We start from the raw sequence: 16,112 nt of genomic DNA, 5'->3' as shown, positions 1-16,112 counted from the left end.
CTGAACTAGCTGTGGGAGACAAATTGTATGAAAACATCAAAACAGATTTCTCAATGGCGGATAGTAGCCGCCTCTGTGTGTGGAACTAGCCACGCCAAAAACCAGCAACTTTGTCAAGATGCCCACCATTGGCAGCTATTAGCAAACAATGTATTGATAATAGCAGCAGCCGATGGCGCGGGTTCTGCTAAACTAGGAAAAGTGGGATCAATGATTGCTGTAGAAACAGCAATAGAACATCTTGCCCTCCAAGAGATGACCAGTGATACCCTGAATAATGATGATTTTTTGCCGAATTTGCTAACTAATGCCATGTTAGTAGCCCGTCAAGCCATAGAAACGGAAGCCGAGGCGTGTAATCATCAACTTCATGATTTAGCAACTACCTTAATTCTGATGATTGCTACACCAGAGATTGTAGCTGTAGCCCAAATAGGAGATGGTTTAGCTGTAGCTAAGAATAGCATGGGGGATTTGATAGCATTAACCATACCCAACAATGGTGAGTACATTAATGAAACAACCTTCTTGACATCTCCCCAGGGCTTAGAGACCGTACAAATCAAATTATGGCGAGAAGAAATCCTGAATGTTGGTGTTCTCACCGACGGACTACAAATGCTGGCATTAAATATGGTTCTTGGTGATGGTGGTAGCGTCACTGCGGTTCCCTATAAACCCTTCTTTATGCCTTTGTTCGAGTTTGTAGCCAATGCTGAAGATAAAGTATTAGCAAAAGAGCAATTATATCGCTTTTTAAGTTCCCAGAGGATTACCCAGCGGACTGATGATGATTTGACTTTAGTTCTGGCTGCATTTAGCAGTTGTTAATTAACCCCAGATAATTGTAATTTTCCCATGCAGGTACTACGTCGTCTCACCAACCCAGAAATTCTCAACCTCTCTGTCAGTGTGGGACATGGAGGTGAAGCTTGTATATATGCAGTCCCATCGGATGAACATTTGGTAGCTAAAATCTATCATAAACCAACTATCTGCCATGGTGAAAAACTCCAGACCATGCTTCTGAATCCTCCAGTCAATCCTACAGCAAATTTAGGACATATTTCCATTGCTTGGCCACAGGAATTGTTAGAAGCAGCAGATGGTAGCGGTAGAGTGGTGGGCTTTATCATGCCACGAATTAGGGGAATGCGGCCAATTATGGATTTTTATAATCCAGGGACTCGCCGACAACACTGCCCATTATTCAATTATCAGTATTTAATGCGGACTGCTCGCAATCTGGCGGCCGCTTTTGCGGCTTTGCACGCCAGCCGATACTGCATTGGTGATGTGAATGAGTCGAATATCCTAGTTAGTGATACAGCTTTGGTGACATTGGTAGACACTGACTCCTTCCAAGTTCGAGAACCAGTACAGAATCTTGTCTATCGTTGTGCTGTGGGGAAACCAGAATACACCCCCCCAGAATTACAGAATAAAACTTTTGCTGACTATGACCGGGAAAGTTATCATGATTTGTTTGGTTTGGGTGTATTGATATTCCAGTTGTTAATGGAAGGAACTCACCCATTTTCGGGGATATTTAAAGGTGGGATAGAACCTCCTCCCTACCAAGGGCGGATACTTGAGGGTCATTTTACCTATAGTCAGAAGAAGCAAGTACCTTATGTGCCAACTCCTATTTCACCCCATTGGGATATGCTTCATCCCAGTCTACGGGATTTATTTGTGCGCTGTTTTGAAGACGGTCATGATCATCCACTATTACGTCCTAATGCTCAAACCTGGTTGTCAGCATTAACGGCGGCCGAAGAGGGTTTAGTGAGTTGTGCTGCTAATCCCCAGCATCTCTATCATCATCATTTACATAAATGTCCTTGGTGTGAACGGACTAAGCAATTAGGTGGAAGAGATCCGTTCCCGTCACTAGCGGCCATTCATTCTAAACAGCATTTGCAACCCCGGCGAAAATCTCAACGGCGCTATATTCCTACACCACGAATTACCTGGCCTGTTAAATCACATTATCGAGTCCATAGTTACCAGTCGGGATTTGGTCAGCAGTTTTCTCATCCTGTGGTTTCTAAAAAGTTAAACTCGAAGTTTTACGGTATAATTTTTAGTGTTATGGGATTGGGTATTTTGGGCTATTTGGACTTAATGATTAAATTTACTCGTCCTTTTGTTTCCCAAAATCCTTATGTGCAACAAAGTTTGATCTCTGAAAAAGATCATCAAACTCCTGAACCGAAAAACCTCTCTTTTATGGATTACTATCAACTTGGTGATATTGCTTATCAACAACAAAATTATAAACAAGCAATTGCCAATTTTACGGAAGCTATCAAAAAGAATCCCCAATATGTCAAAGGATATGTAAATTTGGGTAATGCCCGCTATAATTTGAATGATTATGAGGGTGCATTGGCAAACTATAACCAAGCTTTGAGGCTAAATGATCAAGAGGTTAAAGCTTATGTAAATCGTGGGAATGTTTATTATATGTTGGCGGACTATAGTAGCGATCCCCAGCAAGAATATAAACAAGCGATCGCCGATTTTACTACTGCTATTAACATAGATAAAAATGATGTTGAAGCTTATATCAGAAGGGGGATTGTCAGATTTGAAATTACCAAATACATCAATAATTCTCTTCAGGAATATCAAAAATCAATTGCCGATTTTACCCAAGCAATTAAACTCAATTCATCCAAGGTAGAAGCTTATTTTCAACGGGGTCTAGTTCGTTATCAAATTGCTCAATATAGCAGTAATTATGTAACAGAATATAAACGAGCGATCGCCGATTTTACCGAAGCATTAAAAATCAACCCCCGACTAGCTAAAGTTTATCTCAAACGTGGTATGGCTTACTATGAATTAGCACAATATGGGGAAAATGGGGCTGATAAAAATCAGATTCGAGCCGTGGCAGATCTACAAAAGGCTGCACAAGTCTCCCTGGAGAGAAATGATATGGATAATTATCAGCAAGCCCTCAGCAGCATTTGTATTGTCGCCACCCAGAAGTGTGATAGTTTATTACCTAAATCAACCCTAGTGGGGCAAAATAATTGATATATAGGACATTTCCAGAAAAGAATGTAGAGCCGAGAATCCCTAGCCATAAAAGAATGTAGAGACGTTCCATGGAACGTCTCTACAAAGTAACGTCTCTACAAAGTAATGTCTCTATAAGGTAACGTCTCTATAAGGTAACGTCTCTACAAAGTAACGTCTATGCAAGGGTTTTGAAATCATCAAAAATCATTTTCATACCCCAAATCAGCAACGCCGGACTCCTATCTGATTTTTGACCGTCGAGATTTTCACATCCCCGACTTCTTAGAGGAGTCGGGGATATTGTTGGCGAATCTGGGCATTACCCATACAAGCTCGCAGAATTATGTATATGAGATTTATTAATAGCTGGCGTGGCCTAGCCCTGAAACCCTTGACAAATCAAGAGTTTCTATTTTTTAAGCCAGTCGGTCATGTATTTAAAAATTAAATAGGAGTCCCATGTCAGTCATTTATTTATAAATATTTTACAGATACAATATGTTAATTTACTTATTCTTTATTATTTTCTAGAAAATTACAGTTAAATTATATTTATCTACCTAAAAAGAGAAAAGAAGAAATAATGATTTAACATTCTTCATATCATTGTGCGTTCTCTTCATCTCAAATTTGTGAAATTAGAAAACACCAGCAAATCTTTGAGGCAATTATATGAAAGCAGTGATTTTGGCGGGAGGCTTGGGTACAAGGTTAAGTGAAGAAACCAGTATCAGACCTAAACCCATGGTGGAAGTTGGTGGTAAGCCAATTCTCTGGCACATCATGAAGATTTATTCTGCTCACGGTATTAACGATTTCATCATTTGTTGTGGCTATAAAGGGTATATTATTAAAGAATATTTTGCCAACTATTTCTTACATATGTCAGACGTGACATTTGATATGCGATTTAATCAAATGAATGTCCATTCTGGATATGCTGAACCCTGGCGCGTCACCTTAGTAAATACAGGTGATAATACAATGACAGGTGGACGTTTAAAACAAGTTCGTGAACATATTGGTAATGAAACCTTTTGTTTTACCTATGGTGATGGTGTTAGTAATATCAATATTACAGAATTAATTAAATTTCATCAAGAACAAAAAACATTAGCAACACTCAGCGCGGTGCAACCAGCGGGAAGATTTGGAGCAATTGCTCTAGGACAAGAACAAACTAAAATAACTAGTTTTAAAGAGAAACCTGAAGGTGATGGTGCTTGGATTAATGGGGGTTATTTTGTTCTAGAACCCCAAGTAATTGATTTTATTGCTGATACTTCAACCGTGTGGGAGAAAGAACCATTAGAGAAATTAGCTGATTTAGAACAATTATCTGCTTATAAACATGATGGTTTTTGGCAACCAATGGACACATTAAGAGATAGAAATTATCTGGAGGATCTCTGGAAAAGTGGTAAAGCTCCTTGGCAAGTTTGGTAATAGTAATTTGAGATTTTAGATATTGGATTAGGGAAAGATTACTAATGTATGATTTTGCGATTATTGGTGGGGGAATAGTTGGACTTTCCACCGCAATGGCTTTAGGAGAGCGTTATCCCCATGAGAAAATATTAGTAGTAGAAAAAGAGAATCAATGGGCATTTCATCAAACTGGTAATAATAGCGGTGTAATTCATTCGGGAATTTATTATAAACCCGGAAGCTTTAAAGCTAAATTCTCCCGTGATGGTAGCCGTTCTATGGTGGAATTTTGTCAGAAACATGGCATTGATCATGAAGTTTGTGGTAAGGTGATTGTGGCTAGTAATGAAGAAGAATTACCCCGGTTAGAAAATCTCTACAAACGCGGTTTAGAAAACGGTATTCCTGTTAAAAGAATTAGCCCAGAAGAAGTTAAAGAAATTGAACCTCATGTTAGCTGTGTTGGTGGGATTCGGGTATTTAGTACAGGGATTGTTAATTACAAGCAAGTTTGTTTAAAATATGCGGAATTAATTCGTAATCAAGGGGGAGATTTACGTCTCAATACCCAAGTTTTAAAAATTGTCCGCAGGGGAAAAAACCAGATATTAGAAACTAACAATGGCAGTTTTGAAACTCGATTTGTAATCAATTGTGCCGGATTGCATAGCGATCGCATGGCAAAATTAGGTAAGGTTAATCCTGAAGCTAAGATCGTTCCCTTTCGCGGTGAATATTACGAACTAACCCCCGAAAAACGCTACTTGGTGAAAACTCTCATTTATCCAGTTCCTAACCCTGATTTTCCCTTTCTTGGCGTGCATTTCACCCGCATGATTGATAACAGTGTTCATGCAGGACCAAATGCAGTTTTAAGTCTCAAACGTGAAGGTTATAAAAAAAGCGATTTTGACCTTCGAGATTTTGCCGAAGTTATCACCTATCCTGGCTTTTGGAAACTAGCAGCAAAACACGCTGACGAAGGGATTCAAGAAATAATTCGTTCCTTTAGTAAAGCCGCTTTTGTCAAAAGTTTACAAAAACTAATTCCCGAAGTGCAAGCAGCAGATATAATTCCCACCCATGCGGGAGTTCGCGCTCAAGCATTAATGAATAACGGTGCATTAGTTGATGACTTTTTAATCATTAATGGTGACAATTCCATTCATATTTGTAATGCACCTTCACCCGCTGCAACTTCTTCCTTAGAAATTGGTAAAGCTATAGTTAAGCAAATACCAGAACCAACACATTTACACAGTTTAGTAGCGTAACCAAATCATCTCTTATCTGTGTTCATCTGCGGTTAATTATTCTGGAAATTTTCTTCTCTAGCGACTCCTCAAGAAACAAGTTAATTTCACACATCAAAAGTTTTAAAAATCATGAAAATATTAGTCACTGGCACAGAAGGTTATCTTGGTTCTTTATTACCTTCTTTACTCATGCAAAAAGGACATGAAGTGATTGGAGTTGATACTGGATTTTATAAAGTTGGTTGGCTATATAACGGAACTAACTTAACAGCTAAAACCCTAAATAAAGATATTCGTGATATTAATCCCGAAGATTTAGAAGGAGTAGAAGCTATTGTTCACATGGCGGAATTATCTAACGATCCTACTGGACAATTATCACCAAATATAACTTACGATATTAATCATTTAGGTTCAGTTCGTCTAGCTAATTTAGCCAAATCAGTTGGTGTTCGTCGCTTTGTTTATATGTCCTCCTGTAGTGTTTATGGTGTAGCTAGTGAAGGCGATATTACAGAGGAATCACCTGTTAATCCCCAAACAGCTTACGCCGAATGTAAAACATTAGTAGAAAGAGATATTAAACCATTAGCTGATGATGATTTTTCACCTACTTTCATGCGGAATGCGACAGCTTTTGGCGCTTCCCCTAGAATGCGATTTGATATAGTTTTAAATAATTTAGCCGGGTTAGCTTGGACTACAAAAGAAATTAAAATGACCAGTGATGGTACACCTTGGCGGCCATTAGTTCACGCTTTAGATATTTGTAAAGCCATTGTTTGTGCCTTAGAAGCACCTAGAGATATTATTCACAATCAAATTTTCAATGTTGGTGATACTGCAAATAATTATCGAGTTAAAGAAATAGCAGAAATCGTGGCTGAAGTTTTTCCTGGTTGTCAATTATCTTTTGGGAATAATGGTGCAGATAATCGCAGCTATCGAGTTTCTTTTGAGAAAATTAACAGTATTTTACCAGGATTTAAATGTGATTGGAATGCTCAACTTGGGGCTAAACAACTATTTAATTTGTTCAAAAGAATTGACATGACAGAAGATACCTTTTTATTTAGAGGTTTTACCAGATTAAAGCAATTAGAATATCTGATTCGCACAGAACAAATTGATCGGGATTTTTTCTGGAATCAACAGGAAAATTATTAACGTATTCCGAAAATATTGGAGGTTGGTTTGCGCGACAGCAAAACCCAACATGGTTAATGATTTTGTTGGGTTTCCTTGCGTCAACCCAACCTACATTTCCTTTTCATTTCCAGATTATCATATCATGCAAAAATTACTTACCATTGCCATTCCTACATACAATCGTGCTGCATTGTTAGATAAACAATTAACTTGGTTATCTCAGGCTATCAAAGGATTTGAAACAGAGTGTGAAATTTTAGTTTCTGATAATTGTTCTACGGATCATACTCAATCTATTATTAGTAAATGGCAGAGTATCCTCAAAAACATCACATTTAAATCAAATAGAAATCATGAAAACATAGGCGTAATGCGAAATATTTTTTATTGCCTAAGTGCTGCCACAACAAAATATGTTTGGACAATTGGTGATGATGATCCAATTCAGGAAAGAGCAGTTACTTATGTGATGGAGAAAATTAAAAATATTGATAATTTATCATTATTGTTTTTGAATTTTTCCGGTCGAAATCAAATCACTGGTGAAGCAGTACATCCACCAAAAATAGTTGGTAATCGCTGGTTTGATGCCGATACAGAAGATGGTAAAGGTGATGGTAAAGCAATATTTGAACATTGTTTTAGTAAAAGTGTAGGAGCAGTAATTTTTCTAACTGCTACAGTATATCGGACTGATTTAATTAAACGCGCTCTAGAAATTTGGCCAACTGCTAGTAATAATTGGATATCTCTAGCATATTTAGCCGGTTATTGTGCTGCTAATGGCAAAGTCATTGTGACTAAAGATATCTATTTAGAATGTATTGTGGGTGTTAGTTATTGGCAAAAAGAACCAAAGTCTGCACTTTTAATGCAATACCAACATATACCTGAAGTTATTTTAAAACTTCAAGAAATTGGTTATTCTAAAGCATATTGTTGTCGGATGCTTTTACAAAACTACCATGAAGTAGATTTGAAAGTCTTTTTAGGAGCGATGAGAAGATGGCCTGTATCAGCTATTAAGACAGTAGTTCCTTTTTTGGCTTTAGCTAGTGTGGCTGCATTGGAATTAATACCAATGAGAGAATTTAAAGTAGCGGAAGCCGAACTGGAGACAACAAAGACTTTAGAAGTCAGAAGCCATAAGGGATAAAGATTAGTGTTAATTGGTAAGTATACCATGCTTCAAAAAATTCCAGAAAAAATCTCAACTTTAAGTTCTGAGTTAAATTATCGAATGTCACTTTGGCATCATGCTAAAAATTTACCTGCCATTAATTCAACAGATAAATTGATTGTTGATACCCTCAAAAAGTCAGGTGTTTACATCACATCTTTGGAGGATTTAGGTTTTTCATCTACTTCTAAAATGTTAGCTATTGCTAATATTTGTACTGATAAGATGCTAAATCCTAGAGATATTCATGGAGGATATAAATTACCCCAAATTTATACCGTTACAGATTTACCAGAATTTTTTAATTGGGGAATTGAAACCCGACTACAAAATATCATTGAGCATTATATAGGTTTACCTATCGCTTTTCATGGTGTTCATGTGCGGAAAGACTTTCCTAATGAAAAACAATTGGAAACTCTACTATGGCATAAAGATTCTGAAGATAGACGCATGATTAAAGTCATTATCTATCTCAATGATGTCACTGAAGAACATGGACCATTTGAATATATTCCACTCCCAAAAAATCCTCTAGAACAATTCAAGAATTACCGCATTGATTATGAATTATGGCGTGTTAATTTTTTAGGAATTAACGATGATCAAATGATGAAAGTTATTCCTAAATCAGCTTGGAGATCATGTCCTGGTAAAGCTGGAACTGTGATTTTTGCAGATGTAAGAAATATTTTACATCACGGGACTGTGAGAACTAAAGAGCGTTCAACCTTATTTTTCACATACACTGCTAACTCTCCTAAACGACCTGAACTTTGTACACAATATCATGATGATACTTTTACCAAAATAAATCCTCAAGTGGGATTCCAATTAGGATTAAAGGTATAAAGCTAAAATCAAAAATAAATCTGTTATCCTTCAGAAAAACGTTCTAAACAGCCATGATTTTTACATCCACTAAACTCGCTGGTGCTTTCATTATTGATTTAGAAGAAAAGCCTGATTCTCGCGGTTTTTTTGCTCGGACTTTCTGCGCTGATGAATTTATCGCTCATGGTTTAAAACCCACAGTTGCCCAATGTAACCTTTCTTTTAATCATAAAAAAGGTACATTGCGAGGAATGCACTATCAAACTCTCCCCGCAGCGGAAACAAAATTAATTCGCTGCACACAAGGAGCTATTTATGATGTAATTGTTGATATGCGTCCTGAATCTCCAACTTATTTATCGCATATTGGTGTAGAGTTAACTGCCGAAAATCGCCGCGCTCTTTATGTACCAGAAATGTTTGCTCATGGTTATCAAGCTTTAACAGATGGTGCAGAAGTTGTATATCAAGTGGGTGAATTTTACACTCCTGGATATGAAAGAGGATTACGTTATGATGACCCAATTTTAGGAATTTCTTGGCCGTTGAATGCTACAGAAATGTCTGATAAAGATCGGAATTGGCCTTTACTAGAATCTATTTTGATAGGAGTTTAATTATGATTATTATTGATAAGGCTTTACAAGCACGGGCTGCATTAGGTAAACCAGTAAAAGTGGCCATAATTGGCGCTGGTTTTATGGGTCGAGGCATTGCTAATCAAATTATCAATTCTGTGCCAGGAATGGAGTTGGTGGCTATTTCTAATCGTCACATTGATACAGCCAAACGAGCTTATTTAGAAGCAGGAATTGAAAATATCAAAATTGTTGCCAATTTAGCTGATTTGGAAGATGCGATCGCTGAAAATGAATATGCCATCACCGAAGATGCTATGCTCTTATGTGAAGCAGATGGTATAGATGCAATCATTGAAGTTACCGGGACAATTGAATACGCCGCTCATTTGGTCATGTCTGCGATCGCTCATCATAAACATATCATTTTGATGAATGCGGAACTTGATGGCACAATTGGACCCATTCTCAAAGTTCACGCAGACCGGGCTGGAGTCATCCTGAGCGCCTGTGACGGCGACCAACCGGGGGTGGAGATGAATCTTTACCGCTTTGTTAAAAGCATCGGTTTAAAGCCCCTTCTCTGTGGCAATATTAAGGGTTTACAAGACCCCTACCGCAACCCCACCACCCAAGCCGGTTTCGCCCAGCGCTGGGGTCAAAATCCGGCCATGGTGACAAGTTTTGCTGATGGGACAAAAATCTCCTTTGAGCAAGCGATTGTAGCCAATGGTACAGGGATGCAAGTAGCCCAGCGGGGGATGTTGGGATATGACTACACGGGTCACGTTGATGAAATGACCAAAATGTACGATATTGACCAACTGCAAGAATTAGGCGGTATAGTTGATTACGTCGTTGGTACTAAACCAGGTCCGGGAGTATTTGTTTTTGCTACCCATGAAGACCCCAAACAACGTCATTATCTCAACCTGTATAAACTAGGTGAAGGACCTCTCTACAGTTTCTACACCCCCTATCACCTGTGCCATTTTGAAGTTCCCCTATCAGTAGCCCGTGCTGTCCTCTTCCATGATGCTGTACTGACACCAATCGCAGGTCCGGTGGTTGATGTTGTCACCACGGCCAAAATTGACCTCCAAGCCGGAGAAACCCTTGATGGTATTGGTTATTACATGACCTATGGACAATGTGAAAATTCCCCCATTGTTCAACAACAAAACTTACTACCAATGGGTATTGCGGAAGGATGTCGCTTGAAGCGTGATATTCCTAAAGATCAGGTTCTCACTTACGATGATGTAGAATTACCTGAAGGTAGACTTTGCGATCAATTACGGGCTGAACAATCAGTTTATTTTGCTCCAGCAAAAACTTTAGCACTGATGAAATAGTTTTAAAATCACTGTAAGTATTCAGCTATAGCAATCGTTCATATCAGATCCCGGACTTCTGGGATTTATTGTATCCATAAATGATAAATTGCTCCGTTGAAGTCGGGGATCTTATCACCTCACCTGAATTCTTACAAATCACTATCAAAATAATTCAGAGGTTTCCTGATATTCTCATTAGACCTCTGAATTTACATATATAATTCCAGAGGCTTCTGTTGAGTCTAAAATTATTTTTTTAACTAACTACTTCCATCAGAGAGGAAGCGGAGAGAAGAAAAAATATTTAACTCAATAATTTGGATATAGAAAGATGTATTTTGTCCGGGATTATTTTCATAAATTAGTGAGGTGTTTTATGATTCATATTCCTATGAAAGAAGATCAATTAATTGATAATCAACGGATGATACAACCAGGGATATTGCCCAAAAAATCTATCAATAGATTGGTATAACAATCAATTAATAGAGAATAGTAATTACCAATTACCAATTACCCATCACCCATGACAAAATTATAGGTAAACTGTTATGAAAATTGCCCTCGTCCATGATTACTTAACTCAGCGCGGTGGAGCAGAACGCGTATTTGAATTATTGTGCAAACGCTATCCCGAAGCCGACATTTTCACCTCATTATATGATGCACAGAAGAGTATTGATCTAGAGGAAAGAATTATCAATACCACATTTTTGCAGAAAATTCCTGGTGCAACCAAATATTTTCGGATGTTAGCTCCCCTATATTTTCCAGCATTTCGGTCTTTGGATCTACAAGACTATGACTTGATTATTAGCAGCAGTACAAGTTTTGCCAAAGCAGTACGGAAAAAACCTCAAGCCAGACATATTTGTTTTTGTCATAATGTTACCCGTTTCTTATGGGATACAGAAACTTATTTACGGGAATACGGAGACTATCGCCACTTTGCTCCTCTGATTGAAAAAGTATTTCAAGTCATCAGAAATCTAGACCTGAAATATGCTCAAGAACCCGATCTTTACATTGCTAACTCTAGTATTGTTGCCCAGCGAATTGAAAAAATTTATCACAAACAAGCTACTGTTGTTAATTATCCAATTAATACCAATAACTTTGTTTTTTCCGATACTAAAGAGGAATATTACCTAGCCTCGGCGCGGATGATAAGTTATAAACGTCTTGATATAATAGTCGAAGCTTTTAATTGGCTAGGCTGGAATTTATTAATATCAGGTGATGGACCAGAACAAGAAAAATTAAAAGCTCAGGCATTACCTAACATTCAATTTCTCGGTCATGTTAGTGATAGAGAACGTAAAAACTTATTTTCTAAAGCCAAATCAATTATTGTTGCAGCTTTAGAAGATTATGGATTAGTTCCAGTCGAGGCAAATGCTAGTGGTACACCAGTAATTGCCTATGGAGCAGGTGGAGTATTAGATACTCAAATACCAGGGAAAACAGGTGTATTTTTTCAAAGACAAACGCCATGTTCTTTACAAGCAGCATTAATAGAAGCTGGTGGAATATCTTGGGATTATCAAAACATTCGTCATCATGCTGTTAGCAAGTTTTCAGAACAGTCATTTTTTGGTAAAGTTGAGCGAATTATTGATCAAGCCAGTGGTGTCTATTGTTAATTCATTTGATTGTTTAGGTGTTTGGGTCGTGTATCGTAGATAAGGATAATAAAAGTGGTTCAAAGTAGTCTAAATCCAAATATAAATTCAGCCTCAGAAACCGATCCAGGTTACGGACAAATCTTTGCTGTACTGTGGCGACGATTTCCCTGGATATTATTAGTATTTTTGAGTTCTACAGCTATCGCTGGTATCATGGCCTTAAAAACAGAACCCAGTTTCAAAAGCACCATGCAATTGTTAGTAGAACCTAACTATCAAGGGAAGAAAGAAACTGATAACAGCGAAAGTCAGTTTACCGATACTAACATCGAGATAGATACCGCTACTCAACTGAACTTAATGCAGAGTTCTGGACTGATTCAAAAAGCAGTTAATAAACTCAAATCTGAATATCCAGACTTAACAGTAATGGATTTAAAAAACTCTTTAGTCTTAAATCAAATCAAGACCAAAGATGATAATATTGCCACTAAAATCTTTCAAGTTGATTATAGCGATAACGATCCAGAGAAAACTAAAAAAGTTCTGAATACTATTCAGCAAGTTTATTTAGAATATAACAAACAACAGCAAAATTCACGCTTACAAAAAGGTCTACAAGTCATTAAAGATCAATTAAGAAAAGCTACTGATGAAGTAACTGTTTCTGAAGCAAATTTACAAAGATTTCGCAGAAATCAGAATTTAATTGATCCAGAAACTCAGGCCAAAACCATAGAGACCACTTTAAATACTGTGCAACAGGAACGACAAACGACTCGTTCTCAGTATGAAGAAGCTTTAGCAAAACAAAAATCTTTGCAAGCACAACTAAACCGTTCTCCACAAAATGCTCTAGTTTCTTCTCGTTTAAGTCAGTCTACCCGCTACCAAGGTTTACTCAATGAAATCCAAAAAACAGAACTAGCTTTAGCACAGGAACGCTTACGCTTCACTGATGATACTCCCAGTGTTCAAAAGTTACAAGAACAACTGCAAAGTCAAAAACAACTTTTGCAAAAAGAAGTTAGCAGAACTTTAGGACAAACTTCTAATCCAGTCCTTAGTTCTGGAGACAATCTTTTACAACAAGGACAACTTGGAGAAATCGATCTTAATCTCACAGGTCAATTAGTAGAAACCCAAACTACCATAGTTGCATTAACAGCCCGCGACCAAACTTTAGCAGCAAAAGAGAAAGAATTACAAAGGGATCTGAAGCGTTTTCCTTCTTTATTAGCTTATTACAATCGCATACTTCCCCAATTACAATTTAGCAGAGAAAGATTGGAGCAATTATTAAGATCTGAACAAAAATTACGTCAAGAACTTTCTAAAGGTGGATTTAATTGGGAAGTAGTAGAAGAACCGCAAGAAGGATTTCAAACTGGTCCTAACATCAGACAAAACATATTATTAGGAGCAGTAATTGGTTTAATGTTAGGAGGTATTGCTGCCTTTATTCGTGAAGCATCTGATGATTCTGTCCATACTACGGCTGAATTAGAAAAACAGGTTTCTCTGCCCTTATTAGGAACAACTGCTAAATTGCCACCTGCTAAACCCAGAGAATCAATGATCAAATTGCCATTTGGCAAACCAGAAGTTCTTGCTCCTTGGACAATTCAGGTACTACAATCTCCTCCCCGCTGGGAATCACTTGATCTCATTTACAAAAATATTGAACTACTCAATAATGTCTCTGATTTGAGATCCTTAATGGTGACATCAGCATTACCAGATGATGGTAAGTCGGCTTTGGCATTAGGTCTAGCTATGAGTGCGGCTCGTCTGCATAAAAAGGTCTTGCTAATTGATGCTAACCTCCGCGATCCTAATCTCCACAAACAACTAAATCTTCCCAATGAACAGGGACTTTCAACTTTATTAGAAAGTGAAGTTAACCTACCTAATCACATCAGTGTTCCTTACTCTGGCTCATCTTACATTGACATTTTAACCGCTGGACCAATACCGACTGATCCTGCCCATCTTTTGAGTTCTCCTCGCATGAAGCAATTGATGGCTGCATTTGAAGAAAATTATGATTTGGTACTCATAGATGCCCCTTCCGTTCTTGGTTTAGTGGATGCTATGCTCACAGCATCATCTTGTCGAAGTGTGATCATCATGGCAAGTATTGGTAAAGTGACACGCACCCAACTTAATCAAGCTACAGCGATGTTGAGTAAGTTAAATTTAATTGGAGTTGTAGCTAATGGTGTATCTTCATCTGATAGCACCTATGTTCCTTATGTGAAGCCAAAACAATTCGTTTTGCAAGCAGCAATGGAAGAATAAGGTACAATATTTGATCACCGTTCACTTTTGAATTTTACAAAAACCCCCGGACTGCAATAGGTAGTCATGGGGGTTTTGGCATTGAATAATTTCTCAACAACAATATTCTCGACTTCTCTAAGAAGTCGGGTCTGTGATGATTTTTATATGATGCGGTACAATTAATGATAAAAATCCTGTGGTGCGGGCATCTTGCTCGCTAAAAGTATACCTCACTCAACTTTGCTGTAGTTAATAATAATATGTTTTATGAAAACTAAATTTTGGTTAATTTTATTTAGTGACCATTAATTCATTTATCTTAGCTTAATATTTTGCTAATAAAAGTAATGTCTATTTAAAGAGTGAATAAAGAAGTTGTTTATCCATGATCTATTAATCCAAGGTCTTATATTGTAGAGATCAAAAGACATATTAAAATCCTCAAACCTAAAGGAAATACGAAGTGGCGTTAATTCATAGCTATTTTAGTTAATTTTCGCTATTGATATTGACATATACAGATATTATTAGGATAACTTATCTAGTAATAAAAGTTAAATTCACTTCACATCCTTAATGTCTGTTCTTATGGTCAATAAAACGATAGAAAAATACTCAGCCTAATTTTCTGTCACTGGAGATACACTCAATCTTTTACTATTTTATCACTGACAATATTATGCCAACCTCAGTTATTTCTAATCTAAATAATAACTCTATTATACCTCAGCATTCGGAAAATATTAGCTCCCTATCTTGCACATTAAAATGGCGCAGAGGACAGTTATTAGTCAAAAGTTCTGGAAAATTACCACATCCCTATTTAGCTTCACTAGAGAATCAACAATCTTTAATAGAGTGCTTAAAACATTCTCCAGTTACCTTGGTAAGCATAGATCCAAAAATCGGTGATTCTTTATTAAGACTTTGGGCAGATGCTTGTCAAAAAGCTAATAAGCCCATATTTATGAGTATTCCTAGTTATCAGAAATTGCCCAAAAAAAGTAATGAATTTCTCAGATTTTTATCAAGAATAATTGATTGGAATTTGGCGTTGTTTTTACTCCTATTTATGATGCCATTTCTGATAGCAGGATTGATAGTTATGAAAATATATTCCGCCAGTATTCTGCTTAATTATGAATGGTATGTTGGTGCAAATGGTAACCTTTTTCAGGCGATTAAATTTTGCTCAAAATTCAAATATGATACCACAAATTTTCTGTCGAATTTATCTAAATATCTCCTGGATATTTTCTCTAATTTATTGAATGTATTACAGGGAAAATATTGCTTAATTAACAATCGTTCTTTATCTTTAGAAGATGCCGTAAAATTAAGTTCAGAAAAACAGAAAAAAGTTAAATCAACTCCTAAACTTTATCAATATATGGCAGATAAACGCTAAA

General features: G+C 37.1%; 12 protein-coding genes. All 12 read left to right on the top strand.

Features of this window, described 5'->3' with window-relative positions; translation table 11 throughout:
- The first annotated feature begins 27 nt into the window (after positions 1-27).
- The 12 genes from ACIR131C_RS0103970 (at position 28) to hepC (ending at position 16,111) form a co-directional block, all read left to right on the top strand.
- The gene (locus tag ACIR131C_RS0103970) at positions 28-831 is read left to right on the top strand and encodes a PP2C family serine/threonine-protein phosphatase (RefSeq protein ID WP_028089149.1); all 804 of its coding nucleotides are present in this window, start codon (positions 28-30) and stop codon (positions 829-831) included.
- Between the two features lie 27 nt (positions 832-858).
- A complete protein-coding gene (locus ACIR131C_RS0103965; protein ID WP_028089148.1) occupies positions 859-3,048 on the top strand; it encodes a tetratricopeptide repeat protein in 2,190 nt (729 codons plus the stop codon).
- Positions 3,049-3,705: 657 nt separating this feature from the next.
- Positions 3,706-4,479, top strand: coding sequence for a glucose-1-phosphate cytidylyltransferase (gene rfbF / locus ACIR131C_RS0103960; protein ID WP_028089147.1), 774 nt, complete (start codon positions 3,706-3,708; stop codon positions 4,477-4,479).
- Positions 4,480-4,523: 44 nt separating this feature from the next.
- Complete coding sequence (lhgO, locus tag ACIR131C_RS0103955; RefSeq protein ID WP_028089146.1) at positions 4,524-5,735, top strand: L-2-hydroxyglutarate oxidase; 1,212 nt, start codon at positions 4,524-4,526, stop codon at positions 5,733-5,735.
- Positions 5,736-5,846: 111 nt separating this feature from the next.
- Positions 5,847-6,884 (top strand): NAD-dependent epimerase/dehydratase family protein, encoded by a 1,038-nt coding sequence (locus ACIR131C_RS0103950; protein WP_028089145.1) that lies wholly within the window; start codon positions 5,847-5,849, stop codon positions 6,882-6,884.
- A gap of 124 nt (positions 6,885-7,008) precedes the next feature.
- On the top strand, positions 7,009-8,022 hold the full coding sequence (locus ACIR131C_RS0103945; protein WP_028089144.1) for a glycosyltransferase family 2 protein: 1,014 nt from the start codon (positions 7,009-7,011) through the stop codon (positions 8,020-8,022).
- A gap of 27 nt (positions 8,023-8,049) precedes the next feature.
- Positions 8,050-8,898 (top strand): phytanoyl-CoA dioxygenase family protein, encoded by an 849-nt coding sequence (locus tag ACIR131C_RS0103940; protein ID WP_028089143.1) that lies wholly within the window; start codon positions 8,050-8,052, stop codon positions 8,896-8,898.
- A gap of 53 nt (positions 8,899-8,951) precedes the next feature.
- Positions 8,952-9,497: a dTDP-4-dehydrorhamnose 3,5-epimerase gene (gene rfbC / locus ACIR131C_RS0103935; protein WP_028089142.1), complete on the top strand. Its 546-nt coding sequence runs from the start codon at positions 8,952-8,954 to the stop codon at positions 9,495-9,497.
- Positions 9,498-9,499: 2 nt separating this feature from the next.
- Complete coding sequence (locus tag ACIR131C_RS0103930; RefSeq protein ID WP_028089141.1) at positions 9,500-10,813, top strand: NAD(P)H-dependent oxidoreductase; 1,314 nt, start codon at positions 9,500-9,502, stop codon at positions 10,811-10,813.
- 533 nt (positions 10,814-11,346) lie between these two features.
- On the top strand, positions 11,347-12,438 hold the full coding sequence (locus ACIR131C_RS0103920) for a glycosyltransferase (RefSeq protein ID WP_028089140.1): 1,092 nt from the start codon (positions 11,347-11,349) through the stop codon (positions 12,436-12,438).
- Positions 12,439-12,492: 54 nt separating this feature from the next.
- Entirely contained in the window at positions 12,493-14,721 is a 2,229-nt protein-coding gene (locus ACIR131C_RS0103915) for a GumC family protein (protein WP_028089139.1), read from the top strand.
- A gap of 661 nt (positions 14,722-15,382) precedes the next feature.
- Positions 15,383-16,111 (top strand): heterocyst development glycosyltransferase HepC, encoded by a 729-nt coding sequence (gene hepC, locus ACIR131C_RS0103910; protein WP_028089138.1) that lies wholly within the window; start codon positions 15,383-15,385, stop codon positions 16,109-16,111.
- Position 16,112 lies beyond the last annotated feature (1 nt).

The organism is Dolichospermum circinale AWQC131C, assembly GCF_000426905.1.
Classification (GTDB): domain Bacteria; phylum Cyanobacteriota; class Cyanobacteriia; order Cyanobacteriales; family Nostocaceae; genus Dolichospermum; species Dolichospermum circinale.
Note: the sequence above shows the minus strand (reverse complement) of the source record. Positions and strands in the feature narration are given on the sequence as shown.